Annotated in this window: 21 protein-coding genes and 1 pseudogene; 8 read left to right on the forward strand and 14 right to left on the reverse strand. The window is 65.6% G+C overall.

Going from position 1 to position 18200, the window contains the following annotated elements; genetic code table 11:
• The first annotated feature begins 37 nt into the window (after nucleotides 1-37).
• The 3 genes from R6U53_RS05980 to R6U53_RS05990 are packed head-to-tail and all read left to right on the forward strand — an operon-like array spanning nucleotide 38 to nucleotide 1627.
• Nucleotides 38-376 carry a hypothetical protein gene (locus R6U53_RS05980; protein ID WP_410321451.1) on the forward strand — a complete coding sequence of 113 codons (339 nt, stop codon included), beginning with the start codon at nucleotides 38-40 and terminating at the stop codon, nucleotides 374-376.
• Nucleotides 373-1110 (forward strand): hypothetical protein, encoded by a 738-nt coding sequence (locus R6U53_RS05985; protein WP_410321452.1) that lies wholly within the window; start codon nucleotides 373-375, stop codon nucleotides 1108-1110. Before R6U53_RS05980 ends, R6U53_RS05985 begins: the two co-directional genes overlap by 4 nt.
• The gene (locus R6U53_RS05990) at nucleotides 1076-1627 is read left to right on the forward strand and encodes a hypothetical protein (RefSeq protein WP_410321453.1); all 552 of its coding nucleotides are present in this window, start codon (nucleotides 1076-1078) and stop codon (nucleotides 1625-1627) included. The genes R6U53_RS05985 and R6U53_RS05990 overlap by 35 nt, the downstream gene beginning before the upstream one ends.
• A gap of 64 nt (nucleotides 1628-1691) precedes the next feature.
• Here the strand turns inward: R6U53_RS05990 and R6U53_RS05995 are convergent, their stop codons facing one another.
• Together R6U53_RS05995 and R6U53_RS06000 are read right to left on the reverse strand one after the other, a co-directional pair.
• The gene (locus tag R6U53_RS05995; RefSeq protein ID WP_410321454.1) at nucleotides 1692-3248 is read right to left on the reverse strand and encodes a flippase; all 1557 of its coding nucleotides are present in this window, start codon (nucleotides 3246-3248) and stop codon (nucleotides 1692-1694) included.
• Nucleotide 3249: 1 nt separating this feature from the next.
• Nucleotides 3250-3651 (reverse strand): hypothetical protein, encoded by a 402-nt coding sequence (locus R6U53_RS06000; RefSeq protein ID WP_410321455.1) that lies wholly within the window; start codon nucleotides 3649-3651, stop codon nucleotides 3250-3252.
• A gap of 128 nt (nucleotides 3652-3779) precedes the next feature.
• Between R6U53_RS06000 and R6U53_RS06005 the strand changes: the two genes are divergently transcribed.
• Both R6U53_RS06005 and R6U53_RS06010 read left to right on the forward strand, forming a co-directional pair.
• Nucleotides 3780-4262 (forward strand): metal-dependent hydrolase, encoded by a 483-nt coding sequence (locus tag R6U53_RS06005; RefSeq protein WP_410321456.1) that lies wholly within the window; start codon nucleotides 3780-3782, stop codon nucleotides 4260-4262.
• A gap of 120 nt (nucleotides 4263-4382) precedes the next feature.
• Nucleotides 4383-5312, forward strand: a complete 930-nt coding sequence (locus R6U53_RS06010; RefSeq protein ID WP_410321457.1) for a sulfide-dependent adenosine diphosphate thiazole synthase — start codon at nucleotides 4383-4385, stop codon at nucleotides 5310-5312.
• Between the two features lie 9 nt (nucleotides 5313-5321).
• Here the strand turns inward: R6U53_RS06010 and R6U53_RS06015 are convergent, their stop codons facing one another.
• The 3 genes from R6U53_RS06015 to dcd all read right to left on the reverse strand — a co-directional run bounded on the left by R6U53_RS06015 (nucleotide 5322) and on the right by dcd (nucleotide 7593).
• Nucleotides 5322-5996 (reverse strand): class I SAM-dependent methyltransferase, encoded by a 675-nt coding sequence (locus R6U53_RS06015; RefSeq protein WP_410321458.1) that lies wholly within the window; start codon nucleotides 5994-5996, stop codon nucleotides 5322-5324.
• 104 nt (nucleotides 5997-6100) lie between these two features.
• Entirely contained in the window at nucleotides 6101-7000 is a 900-nt protein-coding gene (locus tag R6U53_RS06020) for a thiamine-phosphate synthase family protein (RefSeq protein WP_410321459.1), read from the reverse strand.
• The gene (gene dcd / locus R6U53_RS06025) at nucleotides 6997-7593 is read right to left on the reverse strand and encodes a dCTP deaminase (protein ID WP_410321460.1); all 597 of its coding nucleotides are present in this window, start codon (nucleotides 7591-7593) and stop codon (nucleotides 6997-6999) included. The genes R6U53_RS06020 and dcd overlap by 4 nt, the downstream gene beginning before the upstream one ends.
• Nucleotides 7594-7706: 113 nt before the next feature.
• Between dcd and R6U53_RS06030 the strand changes: the two genes are divergently transcribed.
• On the forward strand, nucleotides 7707-8168 hold the full coding sequence (locus R6U53_RS06030) for a hypothetical protein (RefSeq protein WP_410321461.1): 462 nt from the start codon (nucleotides 7707-7709) through the stop codon (nucleotides 8166-8168).
• Nucleotides 8169-8189: 21 nt separating this feature from the next.
• The gene (locus R6U53_RS06035) at nucleotides 8190-8789 is read left to right on the forward strand and encodes an NUDIX hydrolase (protein WP_410321462.1); all 600 of its coding nucleotides are present in this window, start codon (nucleotides 8190-8192) and stop codon (nucleotides 8787-8789) included.
• A gap of 24 nt (nucleotides 8790-8813) precedes the next feature.
• Here the strand turns inward: R6U53_RS06035 and R6U53_RS06040 are convergent, their stop codons facing one another.
• A complete protein-coding gene (locus R6U53_RS06040) occupies nucleotides 8814-10916 on the reverse strand; it encodes an ATP-dependent DNA helicase (RefSeq protein ID WP_410321588.1) in 2103 nt (700 codons plus the stop codon).
• 134 nt (nucleotides 10917-11050) lie between these two features.
• Complete coding sequence (locus R6U53_RS06045; protein ID WP_410321463.1) at nucleotides 11051-11212, reverse strand: preprotein translocase subunit Sec61beta; 162 nt, start codon at nucleotides 11210-11212, stop codon at nucleotides 11051-11053.
• A gap of 117 nt (nucleotides 11213-11329) precedes the next feature.
• Here R6U53_RS06045 and R6U53_RS06050 point away from each other — a divergent pair, with 117 nt between their 5' ends.
• On the forward strand, nucleotides 11330-11596 hold the full coding sequence (locus R6U53_RS06050; RefSeq protein WP_410321464.1) for a thioredoxin domain-containing protein: 267 nt from the start codon (nucleotides 11330-11332) through the stop codon (nucleotides 11594-11596).
• A 77-nt stretch (nucleotides 11597-11673) separates the two neighbouring features.
• On the opposite strand, the pseudogene R6U53_RS06055 reads toward R6U53_RS06050, so the two are convergent.
• The 7 genes and pseudogenes from R6U53_RS06055 to lysX all read right to left on the reverse strand — a co-directional run.
• A pseudogene (locus tag R6U53_RS06055) lies at nucleotides 11674-11947 on the reverse strand (transposase); the annotation flags it as partial.
• A gap of 304 nt (nucleotides 11948-12251) precedes the next feature.
• Complete coding sequence (gene argF, locus R6U53_RS06060; RefSeq protein ID WP_410321589.1) at nucleotides 12252-13148, reverse strand: ornithine carbamoyltransferase; 897 nt, start codon at nucleotides 13146-13148, stop codon at nucleotides 12252-12254.
• 8 nt (nucleotides 13149-13156) lie between these two features.
• Nucleotides 13157-14212, reverse strand: coding sequence for a [LysW]-lysine hydrolase (locus tag R6U53_RS06065; protein WP_410321465.1), 1056 nt, complete (start codon nucleotides 14210-14212; stop codon nucleotides 13157-13159).
• On the reverse strand, nucleotides 14209-15336 hold the full coding sequence (locus R6U53_RS06070) for an aspartate aminotransferase family protein (RefSeq protein ID WP_410321466.1): 1128 nt from the start codon (nucleotides 15334-15336) through the stop codon (nucleotides 14209-14211). The genes R6U53_RS06065 and R6U53_RS06070 overlap by 4 nt, the downstream gene beginning before the upstream one ends.
• A 13-nt stretch (nucleotides 15337-15349) precedes the next feature.
• A complete protein-coding gene (locus R6U53_RS06075; protein ID WP_410321467.1) occupies nucleotides 15350-16216 on the reverse strand; it encodes an acetylglutamate/acetylaminoadipate kinase in 867 nt (288 codons plus the stop codon).
• Complete coding sequence (gene argC / locus R6U53_RS06080; RefSeq protein ID WP_410321468.1) at nucleotides 16213-17256, reverse strand: N-acetyl-gamma-glutamyl-phosphate reductase; 1044 nt, start codon at nucleotides 17254-17256, stop codon at nucleotides 16213-16215. The genes R6U53_RS06075 and argC overlap by 4 nt, the downstream gene beginning before the upstream one ends.
• Nucleotides 17253-18116, reverse strand: a complete 864-nt coding sequence (gene lysX / locus R6U53_RS06085; RefSeq protein ID WP_410321469.1) for a lysine biosynthesis protein LysX — start codon at nucleotides 18114-18116, stop codon at nucleotides 17253-17255. Before lysX ends, argC begins: the two co-directional genes overlap by 4 nt.
• Nucleotides 18117-18200: the final 84 nt, after the last annotated feature.

Raw genomic sequence — 18200 nt, forward strand, 5'->3', positions numbered from 1 at the left:
CGTACGTTTAAGACCGAAACGTGTCGAGAGATCACCAGTGTTGTTGGTCGTGACGTATTCGCAGGCCGCTCGAACGTCGCTTCGAAACGCGTGTCGGACACACGCGACGAGCGTCGTCCGTCGACTCGGACGGGCGGCGCTGTTCGACGACACCGAACACGGCGCGTTTCTCGCATTGCGCTTGCGCGAAAAGCATCCGGACGACGTCCAGATAGAGCGGACCGAGCCGTTCAACGAGTTTCGGGACGTTCCCGAAGCGATTCGCGAGGCCGCGAGGGCGTACCAGCGTCGATCGAACCGAAACGTCGCGTACGCGAAGTTCGCGGTCGACTCCGTACATCCGAATCCGGCGACGATGAAGCGACGAGAGCTGTGACATTATACGATCACGTCCGCGTCATCGCACCGGGACTCCCGCTTCGCCGAGCGGACGCGCTCGCGGCAGCGGCCCGCTCGCTCGACATCGAGACGAGCGTCGATGCGGAACGACGGGAGCTACGCGCGAAGTTGGAAACGTGTCCGGATTCGGTGCCATCTCGGACGGACGTGTGGCGCCGGGTCGCGGAGAGTATCACCGAACTCGACGCGAAACGCGAGCGCGTCGCGACGCTCCGCGGGCGGCTGCAGGAGGCGGGCGACGAGCAGCTCGAAGGCGAGTATCGGGACGCCATCCGGGAGCTCTCGGAAGCGGAAACCGAACACGTCGCCGCGAAGGAGGCGCTCGCCGACGTTCGGAGCCGGGCCCGAACCGTCCGAGACACGAGAGAGCGGCGGCTTCGGCTTGAGGATCGACTCGAAAACCTGCGACGGACAGCACGCCGGGAACGACGCGACACGGTCGAACCGATGGCCGATGCCGCCGTGGCAGCCGTCCCAGGCTGCGAGGTGGGCCGGTACGCGGATGCGGATCCGATCTCGGCCGCGCTCGCTCTCGTTCGTATCGGTCGCATCGAACTACCGATCGTACTGGCCTGCAGCCGGTTCGAGACTCGGCGTGCAGCCGAGCGGTGGCTCGACGCGTCGGTCCACCGGGTGGACCCGTCGGTTTATAATCAAAAGGGCAACCAGACGGCGCATGCCGACGTTGACGGTCGACACGGTCGAGGGTGAACGGGTGACGTTCGTCGAGGCGGTGATCGAAGCCGATCGCCCCCACCTAATCCGGCTCGAGCCGTCGTTCGACGGGCCGGTCTGGCCCCCACGGATCGACGGGACGCCACGCTGTGGGTGGGGTGTCCGGAGCCTGACGACGACGATCGACGCCGGGCGAACGCCGGTCGGGTTCGCGACGCCGGTTCGACCGGAGCCGCCGGTGGTCGAACTGACCAGCGTCGAGCCGTGTTCGGACGGTGTACCGGACGGGATGGCCGTGTGGTTCGATCGGATCGAGACCCGTCTCGAGAACGCAGAACGGCTCGAACGCGCGGATTGCCTCGCGTCTGCGACCGAGGTGGTCGCCGAGATCGGCGGGTTACCAGGCGTCGAGCGGCTGGCGGCCGATATCGCCAGGGATCGACGGCTTGCAGCCAGAGTTTCGATCGTTCCGGACGGCCTCCGTGAACGACTCGACGCGGTCGACGTGCCGGCGACCACGCTAGCGCGAATCGCACCGTCGGCGGGACGGTAATACGAGGGGCCGCCGAGATACGTCGCCATCGAATCGGCGGTTGGCGCGACCGACCGGTCACCGATCACCGGTCGGCGGCGGTTGCGACCAGCTCCTCGGCAGTTGGACCGAACTGTGCCGCAAAGGCGACGTCGGCGTCGGTGAGCGCACCGGTCGTGATGACCGCGACCGCGTACACGACGGCGACGACGATCGGAAGGACGACGGCGACGACGATCGGCGGCAGCACGAAGACGACGAGCAGTCCCGCGAGAGCGGCGGGGACGGCAGACAGGAACAGTTTCAACAGGCTCGGCGTGATCGGGTGAATCCCGCGAACGAGGTACACCTCGGAGATCGCGGCGACACCGGCGATGACGAGTGCCGAGGCGGTTCCGATCGCCGCGCCCGTAATCCCGAACCGTGGGACCAACAGCGCGCTCCCGACCGCGTTAGTGCCCAAAAGCAGCGACGTGTTCAAAAAGACGAGTCGGGAGTAGCCGAGTCCCTGCAGCAACGCTCCGTCGGGGCCGCCACAGGTGACGTTGATCAGGTAGCCGGTAGCGAGGATCACGACGGCGAGACTGGCGGCGGCGTACTGGGCGGTGAAGATGAGCGATAGATACGCGCCGGCACCGAGAGACAACGTGAGTGCGAGCGGAAGCGTCAGGCCAGCGACCCACCGCGTCGCCGTCCGGTACTGGCGTTGGACGCTGTCGTCGTCGTCTCTGACCTCCGCGATGAGCGGTTTGAACACGGGGGAGACGGCGGTGAAGATTATGAGCATGTTCGCCGCGAGCATGTATCCGACGCGATAGATCCCGACGCCTTCCGCGGAGCCCAACAGGCCGATGATGAAGTAATCGATCTGGCCCATGATCACGTAGATTAGCCCCGCAACGGCCAGCGGTGCGGCGTATGAGAGCATCGAGCGCGGCGACGCGGCGCTCACCGGACCGCGGAGGAGTTCCGGGGCGTTCCACCACAGCAGGAGCACGCCGACGCAGACCGAAGCGAACAGACCGATGACGTAGCCGGCAACGATTCCGATGAGGCCCACGCCGGCCAAAAGCAGCCCCGCAGTCGAGAGTAGCCGGACCGTCGGGCGGACGAAATCCCGCATGTAGACGCGATACTTCAGTCGCTTGATCGCGTTGAAACTCGCGAGCAGAAGGTTGTAGATCGCCAAAAACGGCAGCGTCACCGCCAACAGCAAGAGCGCGAACGCGAGCGCCGGTTCGCCAAACAGTGCAGCGATCCGAAACCGGACGCTGACGAGCGCGACCGCGACGATCGTCGAGGAAACGAGGACGATCGTCGCGGCGGTGTAGATGACGCCACGTGCGGTCGCGTCGTCATCGTCGTTGAGGTGTTGGGGGACGAAGTAATCGATGGCTTTCGGAAGCCCGAGCCCCGCGATCGTCTGAATGAACAGAACCAACGAAACGGCGATGGTGAAGAGCCCGTAGACACCGGGGCTGACGAGACGGGTGATGACCGCGATGATGAGGAACCCGAAGAGCTTCTTTATCACGTCGCCGGCGAACGTGATGCTTCCCTGCTTTGCGAGGATCTCGGTCCTGTCGATCTCTGTGGGAATGTCCGGTAATTCGTCCTCGAGGAGGCTGTTCGGCTCGGACACGCTAGATGACCGTCGTTATCTCGATCTCGTACCCGTCGACCGCGGCGGCGGCGGGACCGATTTCGGGGTACTGGATCTCGAAGGGCTGCGTTCCGACCTCGATCTCTTGGAGCCGTTCGAACGTCGTATCGAGCGGCTCGCCCTCGGGATCGAAAAAACGGCCCCGGAGCTCGACGTGTTGGAGTCCCTCCTCGTGTATACGAACCGCCCCTTCGATGGCGACCGTCTCCTCGTCGGTTCCGGCGCCTTCGCGGACGAGTTCGTGGTCGACGATCTCCGCTCGGCCGTCCGGTGTGGCCTCCGAGCCTTGATCCGGCCCGTTCATCGGGTCGGCGTCGTTACAGCCGGCGACCGACACAGAAAGTGAGGGGACGAGCGCCCAGAGCAGCCTGCGCCTATACATCGATACACATCCGTATCTCGCTACAGTATCGGTATAGATAAAATCCATCGTCAAAGCGCGACGAGCGCCGTGATGCTCGACCGTTTTCGTCCCGGAGCGTTGATACGGTTCGACACGAAACGATAGGTATGTACCGGTGGGGCCACGTCGGGGCAGCGCTCTTTCTCTACGGGCCGGTCGGGGCGGCGCTGAGCCGCGGCGGCGAACCGTGGCTCGCCGCGTTCGGTGCCGTCGTCGCAGTGGCGTGTTCGACCCTCCCCGACGCCGACGAACTGTTGCCGATCGACCACCGAGGACCGACGCACACGATCTGGTTCGTCATCGTCGGCGCGCTCGTCGGCGCGCTCGTCGGCGCGCTCGTCGGCGCACCGATCGACCGACCGATGGCGATGGCCGCGACAGCGGGAATCGCGACGGCGCTCTCGCTCGGATCGCATCTACTCGCCGACAGCATCACACCGATGGGGATCCGACCGTTCTATCCGCTCTCGATGTGGCATCACAGCTTCGAAATCACGCCGGCAGCGAATCCACGCGCAAACACGACCATGCTCGGGGTCGGAGCGTCGTTCGCGCTGCTGTGTCAGGCGATCGCTGTCGGTTTTCCGTGACATACACGGCTCCCACAGTGGTCTTTCTCTCCGAGGTTCCGTCCGATCGCCTTCTCCGGAGGACCGTCGTCCGAACGGGGCACAGCATATTAGTATCTGCGACTAATATTATCCAGTTGTATGACCCAGTTTAACCGATTCAGCGACGTCAGTGAAGCCGAAGTAACCCGCGCGATCGGCGCGGAGTGGTCCGAGGAGTTCCTCGACTTTTCCGAGTCGGACGTGATCGTCGTCGGCGGGGGTCCCTCGGGGCTCGTCGCGGCCAAAGAGCTCTCCGAACGGAGCGTGAAAACGATGGTCGTAGAAAAGAACAACTACCTGGGAGGGGGGTTTTGGCTCGGTGGCTTTCTGATGAACAAGGTGACCGTCCGCGACCCCGCCCAGAGAATCCTGGATGGACTCGACGTTGATTACACGGAGAGCGACGAGGCGGACGGTCTCTACGTCGCGAACGGGCCGGAGGCCTGTTCGGGACTCATCAAAGCCGCCTGCGATGCCGGCGCGAAGATGCAGAACATGACGGAGTTCACCGACATCGTCATCCGCGAGGATCACCGCGTCGGCGGCATCGTGATGAACTGGACGCCGGTGCACGCGCTCCCCCGGGAGATCACGTGCGTCGATCCGATCGCGGTCGAGGCCGACCTCGTCATCGACGCGACCGGCCACGACGCGGTCGCCGTCTCGAAGCTTCAAGAGCGCGGCGTCCTCGAAGCCGCCGGGCTCGAACACGCCCAGGCGCACAACACCGGGATGGATCAAACCGACGCCGACTCCTACGGTGCACCGGGGCACGACTCGCCTGGCCACGATTCGATGTGGGTCGCCAAAAGCGAGGACGCGGTCGTCGAACGCACCGACCTCGTCCACGAGGGGTTGATCGCGACGGGAATGGCGACGGCGACGACCCACGGACTCCCCCGAATGGGGCCGACATTCGGCGCGATGTTGCTCTCCGGAAAGCGCGCCGCACAGATCGCGATGGACGAACTCGGCGTCGACGGTCCGGCGGTCGAAATGGCGACCAGAGCCGAACCCGCCGACGACTGAACCGATCCGTCACCCGTCTCGCTGGGCGACCGTTCCGCTCGCGAGGCCGACGAACCCCAATCCGAACTCCTCGTAGCGCCGCCCGACGGTTCGTTCGGCGAGGGCGGCGCGCGAGGCACCGACGCGGCGCGAAAGCGCTCCGTCGAAACGGTCGAATGGAGCCGAGAGAACGTCTTCGACGCCGCTCGTGGGCGATCCGGCCGCGACGAACGCCTTGAAAACCGGATTGAGCGGCCTGCCGATCGGCTGGTCGGTCGTGGTCGCATCGAGAAGCCCGACCCGACCCCCCGGACCGACGAGGTCACACCAGCGATCGACGACCGTCGTCGGATCGTCGAACAGCCCGCAGACGAACGTCGCGAGAACGGCGTCCGCCTCCGCGATCGGAAGTGACGTTGCGTCGCCTCTGAGGACCCAAACGTTGTCGTATTCGGCGACCCGAGCGCGAGCGCGAGAGAGCAGCGGTCCGGTCAGATCCACTCCGATGACCGTCCCATCGGACCCGACGCGCTCACGGAGGAACGGAAGATTCCCACCGCTTCCACAACCGGCGTCGACGACGGTGTCGCCCTCGCTTGCGACCCGCCCGGCGGCGACTCGCCGCCACCTAGCGACGCCGGGGGCGGTCGCGATCCGATCGTACAGGTCGGCCCACCGACCGTAGAACCGAGCAACGTCGTTCATGATAGCGAATTCCCGTCAGTGACCCACGGCTGAAGCCGTAGGCTTCCTCGCTGATTTTCTGTGAATCACTCCGATCTTTCCACGGTTATCGGGGCTTTGCCCCCTCATTGAGTTATTTTTCGGACGATCTCGACGACGGCCGAAGCATCCGGACCGAGCACATAGCAGATGGGTTCGATGCCGAAGCTACCGGTCTGATAGAGTACGTCGACGTCGGGCGTCCCGTGGATGGCTTCTGCGACTGCGGTTTCGATATCGCGATCGGCGTCGAACTCGGCGGTGACACAGCCGGCCGATTCGAGGGCGTCGATCGTCCCGGCGTCGTAGCTGATGTTGAGGGCGGCGCGAGCGTCCGACCCAGCGCCTCGGGCGGCGAGCAGGATCGACGCGACGTGCTCTGAGACGCCGAACTCCGGTTCGCCGGGGACGGTCGCGCGGCCCTTGATATCGAGGATCCGCCCGGGAACGCCGGCGACGCCGTCGATCGTCGTCGCCTCGGGAAGTGCCTCGACGAGATTGGAGCCGACAGCCGGGATGAGGGAGGCGAAACCGCTCGTGTTTTCGAGGGTGCGGACGCCGCGGCGAACCGACGACCGAACCCGTTCGGTTATCCGCAACTCACCGTCGGGGTCGTGGATGTCCAGCGGACCGTCGTACTCGCCGATCGGCGGGTACGCGGCCTCGTGGATACGGGCGAGCAGATCGGCGCGTTCGAGTCGCCGAATCAACACCTCGGTCTCGACGAGCGCTTGCACGCGGCTCATGTCGCCGGCCGAAAGTCCCTCTGCGATCCGCTCGACCAGGCCTACGACTCGCTCGTCGGTCGCGATGTCGTCGTTGATGTCGACCTCGCCGTGGGCGTACTTCGAGACGGCACTCTGGCTGACCCCGAGCAGATCGGCGACCTCACTTTGGGTTCGACCGCGCTCGCGGAGTTCGCCGGCGAGCATGGTCCGGAACGTCGGGAGGAACTCCTCGACGACGATCTCTTCGATGAATTTCATCGCTCCAACTGTGCGCCGCCGAACTCCTCGTCGGACTGGATCCGAGAGGCCTGCGGCCCCGACTGGTCCTGATACTTCGAGCCGCGGTCACTGCCGTAGGGCGACGATGCGGCGTTTTTCAGTTCCGTGAAGATGACCTGTGAGATGCGCATGTCGGGACTCAGCGCGACCGGTGCGGTCCCGAGGTTCGACAGTTCGAGGGTGATCTGCCCGCGATAGCCGGGATCGATGATGCCCGCCGTCGCGTGGATGACGATCGCGAGTCGGCCCAGCGAGGAGCGTCCCTGGACGGTCCCCAGGAGATCCGGTGGAATCTCGACGCGCTCTTTGGTCGTCCCCAAGACGAAGTCACCGGGGTGGAGGATGAACTCCTCGCCCTCCTCGACGTGGGTCTCCTCGACGTACTCACCGACTTCCTGTTCGCGGTTCGGATGGATACAGGAGATGTTCGTCCGCTGAAACTCGAGGAATTCCCGGCCGAGGCGGAGGTCGATGCTCGCCGGCTGTATCTGTAGCTCCGGATCGGCGAGCGGTTCGACGACGAGATCGCCGTCGGTCAGTCGCCGACGGATGTCGGTATCCGAGAGGATCATATCCCGACAGGGGTCGCCGAGGACTTAAAATCGGACGGTCGGGCGCGGGAGCGATCGACACGTCCCGCGCCGCGTCCGGAACGTTCACCACGGTCGGCCGAGGATTGACGGACATGTTCACGCCCGACGAGGTGGCCGGCGTCGTCGATCTCTTCGGGACGTTGACCCGCGAGGAGGCGACACTCGCGCTCTCTGAGCTCGCATACCGACGCGGCGAGGAAGTCACCGAAGATGCCATCGACGACGCGCTCGCGGCCTTCGCGCTCGTCGGCGTCGACCGTGACGTCGATCGACTCGTGGCCCCCGGCCCGGCCGCCTTTCCAACACTCCCCGACGGAGCCGAAGACCTACCGCACATCCTCGACACCGACGGACGGTCGCTCGACAGAGCAGTGGTCGTCGATGCGGCGATCGAGCGGCTTCGAACCGAGGCGGTCTGTGCGGCGACGCTCGAGGCGGGCGAGCGGGCGACCGTTCTCATCGACATCAGCTACGACATCGAGGCGTGGGGCGGACCAAATCTCGCGGGGATCAGGGAGCTGCTCGATACCGTCCGGGATGGGACGAACTATTAAGATCGAACGTCTACCCCCCACATGGATTGGGAGCGGGTCGTGCGGTATAAGCCGACCGCGACGGTCGAGGGCGACAGAGAGGCCTCCGTCCTCGTCCCGGTTATCACCCGCGCCGACGGCGAGTACCTGCTCTTTACGAAACGCGCCGACCATCTTGGCGAGCATCCGGGACAGATGAGCTTCCCCGGCGGTGGGCGCGAACCCGAGGACGAGACCCTCGAAACGACCGCAAAGCGCGAGGCGTTCGAGGAGATCGGGCTCGATCCCGAGGTGGCCGAGATCGTCGGCCGCCTCGACGACATTCCGACGGTGTCGAACTACGCGGTCCGACCGTTCGTCGCGCGGATTCCCGACGCGGAGTACGTTCCGGACGAACGCGAAGTCGCGGAGATCGTTATTCTTCCGGTTTCAGGGCTCACAGACCGCGAAAACTACGAATCCGAGCGACGAGAACATCCCTACTACGGCGACATTCGGATCCACTACTTCCGCGTCGATGGGTACACCGTCTGGGGGGCGACTGGCAGAATGTTGGTGCAGTTTCTCGAACTCGCTACCGACTGGCGAATGCCCGCCGAACCCGACCGCGTCGTCGATCCCGACGCCGAGTATCCGGTGTAGAGCGAGCGGAATCGCCGGATTCGATCACGGGGCCGGAGGTGATCCGTCCCACGCGTCCACGTCCGTATAGAAATTCAACATAGCGAACTTCAGTTTCTCGGGGGCGATGTCGATGTGCTCGTCGCGCTCCTCGGGCGGAAAGCTCGGATAGACGCTGTACTCGGCGAGTTCGTGCCGTTTCGAACTCGTGTAGCGCTCGTCGACGAGGACGCGAACCCCGAAATCGTCCGGCGATCGGACGACCCGACCGAGCGCCTGCCGCGTCTTCCGAACCGTCGGGATCTCGACGGCGTACCGCCAGCCCGCGTCGCCACCCGACCCGTCGCCGAACGCGCCCTGATAGGCGCGCTGGACGGCCTCCATCCGGTCATCGAGATGCGGGTACGGCACGCCCACGACGATCACGCTTCGAGCATCGTCGTCATCGAAGCTGACGCCCTCCGCCAGCGTACCCCAAAGCGACGTGAACAGGACCGCGTCGTCGTCCGCGATGAACTCCCGTCTGAGCTCTTCCGCGCGGATACCCGGTCTGTCGAGATATGGAGTCGACTCGCCCGAGAATCGGTGATAATAGCGCTCGGCCTCCGCGTAACTCGGGAAGAAGGCGAGGGTGTTGCCGGGGGTGAACCGGACCGTGTCCTCGATTACGTCGCCGATGGTCTCTTGGACGCCGGGATCGTCGCGCTGGCTCGCGAAGAGGGCTGGCGTCTCGACGGCGTAGGTGCGCCGGCGCGATTGGGGGAACTGCTCGCCGTAGGCCATCGTGAGTGGATCGTCGAGCCCCAACACGTCCTCCGTGACGTCGAAGGGTCGAAGCGTCGCGCTCATGAGAATCGTCGCGTGAAGCTCCTCGAACAGCGGCTCAGTGACCTGTCTCGGCAAGCAGGTGTATAACTCGGCTCTCCCGACCACGCCGGTTTCGGTCCGACGGACACCCGCGACGGGGTACTGTCCGAGCTCGACGCTCGATTCCATCCACCGCTCGATGAACGCCGACGCCGTGAGCGTCGGACACTCCTTTCGGGTCGTCTCCTCGCCCTGCTTGTACGCGCGTTCGTAGCGGCGGTCCAGCTCCTCGCCGAACGCGAGCGCCTCCTCGAGATCGGTCCCGAACCCCTGCCCAGTGTAGTTCTGTAAGAACGTAACCGACAGGTCGTCCCGACCGGTTTCGTTGTCGATGGACACGTCGGTCCACTCCTCGTCGACCGCTTCGCGATCGCCGAGGCCGAAGGAGTCCTCGTACGTGTCGACCAGCGCGTCCCGGAACGTTCCGATGACGTTCGCCGCCGGGTCCGCCCGCGCGTCCTCGACCCCGTCGAGTTCGTCGAGCGCTCCGTCGAGGGTTCGTTCGGCGAGCGTTCGCGTCGCGTGATCGCGTGCGGCGTCGGCGACGTTGTGCGCCTCGTCGAAGACGACGACGATGTCCTCGGGGTCGCGGCCGAGCCACCGGAAGAACTGCTCGCGAATCATCGGATCGAGCAGGTGATGGTAGTTACAGATGACGAGGTCGACGCCCTCCATCCCGTCCTTCAGCAGTTCGTAGCCGCAGAGATCCCGCTCGTGGGCGTACTCGTAGATCTCGTCCGGCGTCCGAACGTCCCCGTAGAGCCACCGGTAGAACTCGTCGGTGTCACGGGCGAGGTTGTTGTAGTAACGCTCGCAGATGTTCTGTTCCTCGCGGATGGCCTCGGCGCCGACCTCGAGGTCCTCGAGTTCCTCCATCACGGAGCCGCGGGCTTGGGCCGCCTCGCCGTCGCCGTCGCGGCTCGCATCGAGGAGTTCGCCCTCGCGTTCCTCTAGCTCCGCGATATCCTGCTCTTTGTCGACCAGTTCGCGCGTCGTATCCCGGAGCGCCTGACACTCCTCGTAGCCGACGTCTATATGACACATCGACGCCTTCCCGCGGAAGACCACCGCGCGGATCGGCTCCGTGTCGGCGATTGCGCGCGCCTCTTCGATGAACTGCCGGGTCTGTTGGTGGACGTTCGTGGTGATGACGACCGTCTTGCCCGCCGCCTGCCCGTATTCGAGCGCCGGGACGAGCGATGCGAGCGTCTTGCCCGTTCCGCACGCCCCCTCGAAGAGCACGTCGCGCTCCTCGACGAGCGCCTCCCGTATCTTCCCCATCGCGTCCGTCTGATGGTCGTACGGCTCGTCGTAGGGGAAATATCGCCGGGAACCGTCCGATTTCGCCACGACTCGTCGTTGGTCGCTTTCAGGTAAAAGGGTTCGGCGGCCGCGGCGGAAGTGATCCGTACCGGTCAGGCCAACGCGTTCAACATCAGGATGAATACACCCATGAGAACCCCGAAGGCGATGACCGTTCGGGGATCCATCGTCGGCGTGTTGCTATCCTCGGAGTCGAAGTATCGGACGAGTCCGGCGCTGGACATCAACCCACCGGAGTTTTGACCGCTGCTCATACGTCACGATTCGCCTCCGGCATCCTAAGCGTTTCGACCACCGGATTTGCCCGGGGGTTCCACCCGTTTCGTGCCGTTTGGAAAACCCTTATGCGCTCGGCTGGGATATCGCTAGCCATGCCCGTCACGCTCAAAGACTTCTACGCCGACTGGTGCGGCCCGTGTAAGACGCAGGATCCGATCCTCGACGAAATCGCCGAAGAGTACCCGGACGTCGAATTCGAGAAGGTCGACGTGGATAAAGAACAGGACGTCGCGAACGAGTACCAGGTTCGGTCACTCCCGACGCTCGTCGTCGAAAACGACGACGGCGTCGTCGAGCGCTTCGTCGGCGTCACACAGCGCGACGATATCGAGGCCGCGCTCGGAGAGGCCGGCGCGTAAACTACCCTACCCTGCTTCGCCCACCCATACGGGATTCGCTCGTTGGGGGTTAGGGTTTTGATGTAGACTCCCAGCACTCAGTCCCCGGCGATAGGCCGGTGACTCTCGGCGTTTACCGTCCCACCATTTATGCGCACGTCTACCGGTATCGAAGGAAGTCGGAGAGTTCCTCGTCCTGACCGCTGGAAAACTTCGTTTTCCAAGACGTCTCCGCTCCCCGACGCGGGCGAGGAACGGAGTCCGTGCGTCGTTTCGGGCGTACCGTAGCCCGGTCCTCTTCGCCGCGTTGTAGCCCGTATTGACCTCGTATCCACGGTTCGCACAGTGGAGGAGCTGCCGGAGGGATTCGTGGAGGTCGTCGTGGCGCTCATCGGGAACGATGACTTTAGCGGGCGCGGTTCGACGTGCCCCCATATTTCTGAGACCAATCCGGCGGAGGGTATATACACGGGAGTCGGGGAGTGCCGGTTCACGCTCCGACCTACTCGCTCGTGGTTCGAGACGCCTCTGACGGCTCGTCATCACGAGAGATCTCCGGTCTTTCGAACGACTTCGCTCGCTCTCTCACGGGCGCGAAGCGCCCGTTCGAATGGTCAGCGAGACCTTTGATCCCGCACGGCTTAACATCGGGAGTTCCATTTTGAATTATGCTGAGTTATGACAGCAGGTACGTCAACAGCCCTTTCTGCGCGTGCAGGCGGTTTTCCGCCTGATCCCACACGATCGAGTTCTCGCTTTCTAACGCCGCGTCGGTCACTTCCTCGCCGCGGTGGGCGGGCAGACAGTGCATGAGGAGCCGGTCACCGAGGAGGTCCTCGGTCACCTGAAAGCCGGTTCGCGAGAAGGCGTCGAGTTTCTCCGCACGCTCGGATTCCTCGCCCATGCTCACCCACACGTCGGTGTAGACGACGTCGGCACCCTCGGCGGCGCTTTCGGGATCGGTGACTATCTCGGGCTCGCTCCCGAGTTCGGCCGCCTGATCCAACACCGCGTCGTCGACGCCGTATCCCTCGGGCGTAGCGACGACGAGATCGAGCCCGACGAGCGCCGCCCCGAGGACGAACGACTGACAGACGTTGTTCCCGTCGCCGACCCACGCGACGCGGGCGTCGAAACCGTCGAAGCGCTCGCGAATCGTCAACAGGTCGGCGAGCGTTTGACACGGATGAGCGTCGTCGGTCAATCCGTTGACGACCGGAACGGTAGCGTACTCACCCAACTCGATCACGTCGGCGTGATCGAAGACGCGGGCCATTATCACGTCGACGTACCGACTGAGCGCGCGGGCGGTGTCCCGGACGGGTTCGCCGTGCCCCAGGTGGATGTCGTCGGGGCCGAGGAAGATCGCGTGGCCGCCCAACTGCGTCGCGCCGGTCTCGAACGAGACCCGCGTCCGCGTCGAGGGCTTCTCGAAGATCATGCCGAGGGTCTTGCCGTCCATCGCCTCGGCGGTCTTCCCGCGAGCCGTCCGCTCCTTCAGATCGGTCGCTCGCGTCAGTACGTCGTCGAGTTCTTCGCGTGTCAGATCGTCGATGTTCAGGAAGTTAATCATGGCTGTCGTCACGTTAGCTCGGCCGCGACGGTCTCCAACACCGCCGCCGCGCGGTCCAACTCGCGCAGTTCGAGGTGTTCGTTCGGTGCGTGGTCGAGATCGGAATCGCCGGGGCCGTACGTCGCCATCGGGCAGCTCCACACCCCGGCGTAGATGTTCATGTCCGCGGTGCCGGTCTTTCTGAGGAGGCGCGGATCGCCGCCCGCCTGCCTGATCGCGACGCGGAACGCCCGCGCGACCGGCGTTCTCGGGCTCTGCATCGTCGGTTCGACCGCGTCGGACCAGTTGACCGTCCCCGCCGTGAGTTCGGCGTCGGCCAGTTCTCTGACCTCCCCGGTGGTGTAGCGCGGGGGGACCCGCAACTGGGCGTCGAGCGCCGCCTCGACCGCCAATCCGTCGTCGCTCACACCGCCCTCGATCGCCACCGGCTTCGGCGTGACGCGCTCGAAGACCGGATCGTAGTCGTCACCATCGAAGCGCGCTTCGACGGCGGACCACCACTCGATCGCTTCCTGGATCGCGTTGTTCTCCGGGCGGGAGGTGTGGCCCGACTCGGAGGTACACAGGTAGGTGCCGCTGAGGATCCCCCGGTAGCCGAGCGTGATCCCGTCCCAACCGGACGGTTCGCCGTTGACGACCGCGTCGGGAGCGTCGCGATCCTCGGCGAGGTGGCGCGCGCCGCGGGAGTCGATCTCCTCGCCGACGACACCGGCAAAGGAGACGCCCGTGCGGACGGCCGCAACGGCCAGCGCCGCGAGCGGCCCCTTCGCGTCGACGGAGCCGCGACCCCACAAAGTGGGGCCGTTCTCGCCCTCCTCGATCCGGACCGGGATGTCGCCCGGCACCGTGTCGATGTGGGAGGTGTAGAGGACGCCGTCGTCGGCGGGTGCGCGGACGTTGCCGACATCGTCGACGAACACGTCGCGGCCGTGGTCCTCGAAGAAGTCGACGAGCGCGTCCGCGCACGCCTCCTCCTCGGGCGTCGGCGAGGGGATCGAGACGAGTCGCTCCAGCAGCTCGCGGGCCTCGGCGTCGGCGGTCGATCCGGAGGCCGGGTCGCTCACGCGACGACCGCCTCCAGCGCGTCGAGGAGCGCGTCGGCGTGTTTCTCCTCGACTGTCAGCGGCGGCAGCAATCGGAGGACGGTCCGGCCCGCCGGCAGCGCCAATACGTCGTGGTTCAACGCGAGGTCGCGCAACAACCGATTCGAGCCGCGCTTGACCTCGATACCGATCATGAGGCCGTGGCCGCGAACCTCGCGGACGTCGTCGCCCATGCGTGTCTCGATCCCCTCGCGAATGTACGCGCCTATCTCCGCCGCGTGTGCGGGCAGCGACTCGGATTCGATCACGTCGAGGGTCGCCCCGGCGGCCGCCGACACGACCGGGCCGCCGCTGAACGTCGAGCCGTGGTTCCCCGGGTCCTCGGCGATCCAGTCGCGACACAGCGTTGCTCCCATCGGGAGCCCGCTCGCGAGGCCCTTCGCCGTCGTCAACACGTCGGGGACGACGTCGTACTTGTCGGCCGCCCACAGCTCGCCGGTGCGGCCGAGGCCGGTCTGGATCTCGTCGAGGATCAACGCCGCCCCCGAAGTCGCCGTCTGGACGCGGACCGACTGGAGGTACGACTTCGGGACGGGGTTGATGCCGCCCTCGCCCTGTAGGGGTTCGATGATGACCGCGGCGGTGTCGTCGTCGACCGCCTCGGCCATCGCGTCGCGGTCGCCGTACTCGACGAACTCGACGGCTCCGGCGAGCGGACCGAAGCCCGTCTTGTACTCGTCTTTCCACGTCGTCGCGAGCGCGCCCATCGTCCGACCGTGGAAGGAGCGGGTCGTCGCGACGATCTTCGATCGACCGGTCGCGTGGCGGGCGAACTTCAGCGCCGCTTCGTTCGCCTCGGTGCCGGAGTTACAGAGCCAGACGTTGTCGATATCGCCCGGCGCGACGTCGGCCAACTGCTGGTACAGCGCCGTCCGCGCGGCGTGAGGGTAGGACGCTTGCACGTAGAACAGCTGTTGGAGTTGCTCGGTCGCCGCGTCGACCACGTCCGGATGGCAGTGGCCGACCGGCGTACAGGCGTAGCTCGCGCCGAAGTCGAGGTACTCGTTGCCCTTCGTGTCGTAGAGATACACTCCCTCGCCACGCTCGATGCCGATCGGTTTCTCGGAGAAGACGAAGCCGCTCATGGTGTGTGTGCTATCATTCGATCGCACCGGGGGTTATGTGTGTCCCGCCGCCGTCGAGGGCCGAACGGATCGGCGATTCGGCGTTGGCGTCCGCGATGACGACGCGCTCGGCGCCGCCTTCGAGTGCCTCGGTCGCTGCCATCACTTTCCGGCCCATGAAGCCCTCGGCGACCGATTTCAGTTCCTCGTACGCTTCGGGGGTGTCGACAGTGCCGATGACCGTCGACGGGTCGTCGGGGTCGCCATAGACGCCGGCCACGTCGGTCAAAGAGACCAGCGCCGCGTCGAGTTCGGCGGCGACCGCCGCGGAGGCGCGATCCGCGTCGGTATTCACCGCGACCCACGGGCGAGACTCCGCCTCGCCGTCCGCCGACCGTTGCTCGGCGACGTCCTTGGCCAACATCGGCGGCGAGGCGACCGGCGTGTAGCCGTCCTCGAGCAACGTCTCCAACAGCTCGCCGTTGACCGACTGGATCGAGCCGGAGTGGTCGCCCCGGCGGATCTTTTTTTTGCCGTCTTCGAGGACCCGGACCGCGGATTTTCTCGGTCCGGTGAGCAGTCCACCGTCGACGCCCGAGAGACCGACGGCGTCGCAACCCTCGTTTCGCAGGCCAGTGACGAGGTCGGTGTTGACCTGTCCGGCCATGGCCATCTTGAACACCTCCATCGTCTCGACGTCGGTGAACCGACCGACGACGCCCGAGGGCGTCTCGACGTACTCGGGCTCGATGCCCATGCGTTCGAGCGCGTCGTCGACCGCCGTCGAACCGCCGTGGACGACGACGACGTCAGTTCCTTCCTCGGCCAGCGCCGCGACGTCGGCCAGCGCGCCCTTCGGTTCGACCGCGCGCGCGCCGCCGATCTTGACCACGACCGTCATGGTGCCCCCACCGGGTGCATACCGGTGAATTCCAGCCCGGCCGTCTCATCGAGACCGAGCGCGATGTTCGCCGCGTGGACCGCCTGTCCGGCGGAGCCTTTCATCATGTTGTCGATCGCCGAGAAGACGACGATCCGGCCGTTGCGCGAGTCGAGTTCGAAGCCGACCTCGGCGTGGTTCGAGCCGGCGACCGCCTTGGGTTCGGGGTAGCGGTAGACGCCGGAGCCGCCCGCGACGATGCGGACGAACGGTTCCTCGGCGTAGCTGCCGCGATACGCCTTCCACAGATCCGCCGTCGATACGGGATCCTCCGGGTAGACGTGGCAGGTCGCGGAGGCCCCGCGCGTCATGTCGACCGCGTGGGCGCTGAACGACACCTGCGTGCCGAGGAACGCCTCGATCTCGGCCTCGTGGCGGTGACCGGTCGGTGCGTACGGTCTGACGACGCCCGAGCGTTCGGGGTGTGAGGAGGCCTCACCGCCGCCTGCGCCGCCCTCCGAGGAGCCGACCTTCACGTCGACGACGATTTGCTCTCCCCCGGCGAGGATATCCGCGTCGAAGAGCGGTTTCAACCCGAGGATCGCCGCGGTAGCGTTACAGCCGCCCGAGGCGATCAGTTTCGCGCCAGGGAGGTTCTCGCGGTTGAGCTCCGGCAGCGCGTATTCGGATTCGGCGAGCAGTTCGGGCCGGTCGTGGCCGTCGTACCACTCGTCGTACTCGGCTTCGGTGTCGAGTCGGAAGTCAGCGCTCAGATCGACGACGACCCCTGCTGCGTCCCGAAACGCGTCGATGTGTTTCATCGAGACGCCGTGGGGCGTACACGCGAAGAGCACGTCGACCGACTGGAGGTCGTCGGGGTCCGAAAATCGGAGATCCGTCCCCCGCAGGTTCGGGTGGACCGAGCCGATCGTCTTGTTCCCGTAGCTTCGACTGGTCGCCTGGACGACTTCGACGTTCGGGTGGCCGTCGAGTAATCGCAGCAACTCGCCGCCGGTGAAACCGCTCCCACCGACGACGCTCGCGGTCGAGGACTCGCTCATGCGGTCACCTCGACGCCGTGAACGCGCGATTCGAGCCAGTCGACGACGACGGCGGGCACGTCGACCTCCGAAACCTCGTTGAGCGCTTTGAACTCGACAGTGTGGTTGACCTCGTGGACGGTGTAGGAGTCACCGGTCTCCATGAGGTCGATGCCGAGCAGCCCACCGCCGACCGCCTCGGAGGCGCGCTCGACGAGATCGGCCATCCCGTCGGTGATCTCGATGGACTCGGTTTGGGCTCCGCGGGCGGCGTTCGTCAGCCAGTGATCCGAGGAGCGAGCCATCGCCGCGATCGGCTCGCCGTCGGTGGCGAGCACGCGGATGTCGCGTTCCGGCTTCTCGACGAACTCCTGGATGTAGAACACCTTGTGTTCGTAGTGACCGAGCGTCTCTTTGTGTTCGAGGATCGCCTCGGCGGCGTCTCGGGAGTCGATCTTCGCCATCAGCCGCCCCCACGACCCGATAACGGGTTTCAACACGCAGGGGTAGCCGAACTCCTCGATGGACTCTATCGCGGACTCTTTGGTGAAGGTGACTTCAGTCCGGGGCGTCGGCACGTCCGCCTCGGCGAGCGCGAGGCTGTTTCTGGCTTTGTCGGCGCAGATCGCCGCCGTCTCCGGATCGTTCACGACGGGGATGTCGTAGGCGTCGACGAACCGGGTGACGTACCGCGATCGGCTGGTCGCGAGACAGCGGTCGACGACTATGTCGACGGCGTCGAACGCCGCCGGCGCCTCGTGGATGCCGAAACGCTCCTTGCGGACGTCGATCTTCGTCACCTCGTGGCCCCGGTCGCGAAGCTCGCTCAACAGGAGCTTCTCGTCGCGGCGGATCCGCGAGTAGAGGACGCCGACGTTCACGGGGCGTCACCTCCTAACGGCCCGTTAGCTCGAGACGAAATCGTCGGCTCGGCGTTCACCTGGCGACACCTCCGATCCCGCTGG

Origin of the sequence: Natronomonas sp. (genome assembly GCF_046483325.1) — an archaeon.
Taxonomy (GTDB): domain Archaea; phylum Halobacteriota; class Halobacteria; order Halobacteriales; family Haloarculaceae; genus Natronomonas.

What these genes read in the sequence shown, in the direction of transcription:
- R6U53_RS06005 (WP_410321456.1), top strand. Translation starts at nt 3,780, where the DNA reads ATGTACCGGTGGGGCCACGTCGGGGCAGCGCTCTTTCTCTACGGGCCG.
- R6U53_RS06050 (WP_410321464.1), top strand. Translation starts at nt 11,330, where the DNA reads ATGCCCGTCACGCTCAAAGACTTCTACGCCGACTGGTGCGGCCCGTGT.
- dcd (WP_410321460.1), bottom strand. Translation starts at nt 7,593, where the DNA reads ATGATCCTCTCGGATACCGACATCCGTCGGCGACTGACCGACGGCGAT.
- R6U53_RS06030 (WP_410321461.1), top strand. Translation starts at nt 7,707, where the DNA reads ATGTTCACGCCCGACGAGGTGGCCGGCGTCGTCGATCTCTTCGGGACG.
- argC (WP_410321468.1), bottom strand. Translation starts at nt 17,256, where the DNA reads ATGAGCGAGTCCTCGACCGCGAGCGTCGTCGGTGGGAGCGGTTTCACC.
- R6U53_RS06075 (WP_410321467.1), bottom strand. Translation starts at nt 16,216, where the DNA reads ATGACGGTCGTGGTCAAGATCGGCGGCGCGCGCGCGGTCGAACCGAAG.
- R6U53_RS06020 (WP_410321459.1), bottom strand. Translation starts at nt 7,000, where the DNA reads ATGAAATTCATCGAAGAGATCGTCGTCGAGGAGTTCCTCCCGACGTTC.
- R6U53_RS06070 (WP_410321466.1), bottom strand. Translation starts at nt 15,336, where the DNA reads ATGAGCGGCTTCGTCTTCTCCGAGAAACCGATCGGCATCGAGCGTGGC.
- argF (WP_410321589.1), bottom strand. Translation starts at nt 13,148, where the DNA reads ATGATTAACTTCCTGAACATCGACGATCTGACACGCGAAGAACTCGAC.
- R6U53_RS06000 (WP_410321455.1), bottom strand. Translation starts at nt 3,651, where the DNA reads ATGTATAGGCGCAGGCTGCTCTGGGCGCTCGTCCCCTCACTTTCTGTG.
- R6U53_RS06010 (WP_410321457.1), top strand. Translation starts at nt 4,383, where the DNA reads ATGACCCAGTTTAACCGATTCAGCGACGTCAGTGAAGCCGAAGTAACC.
- R6U53_RS05990 (WP_410321453.1), top strand. Translation starts at nt 1,076, where the DNA reads ATGCCGACGTTGACGGTCGACACGGTCGAGGGTGAACGGGTGACGTTC.
- R6U53_RS06015 (WP_410321458.1), bottom strand. Translation starts at nt 5,996, where the DNA reads ATGAACGACGTTGCTCGGTTCTACGGTCGGTGGGCCGACCTGTACGAT.
- R6U53_RS06040 (WP_410321588.1), bottom strand. Translation starts at nt 10,916, where the DNA reads ATGGGGAAGATACGGGAGGCGCTCGTCGAGGAGCGCGACGTGCTCTTC.
- R6U53_RS06045 (WP_410321463.1), bottom strand. Translation starts at nt 11,212, where the DNA reads ATGAGCAGCGGTCAAAACTCCGGTGGGTTGATGTCCAGCGCCGGACTC.
- R6U53_RS06035 (WP_410321462.1), top strand. Translation starts at nt 8,190, where the DNA reads ATGGATTGGGAGCGGGTCGTGCGGTATAAGCCGACCGCGACGGTCGAG.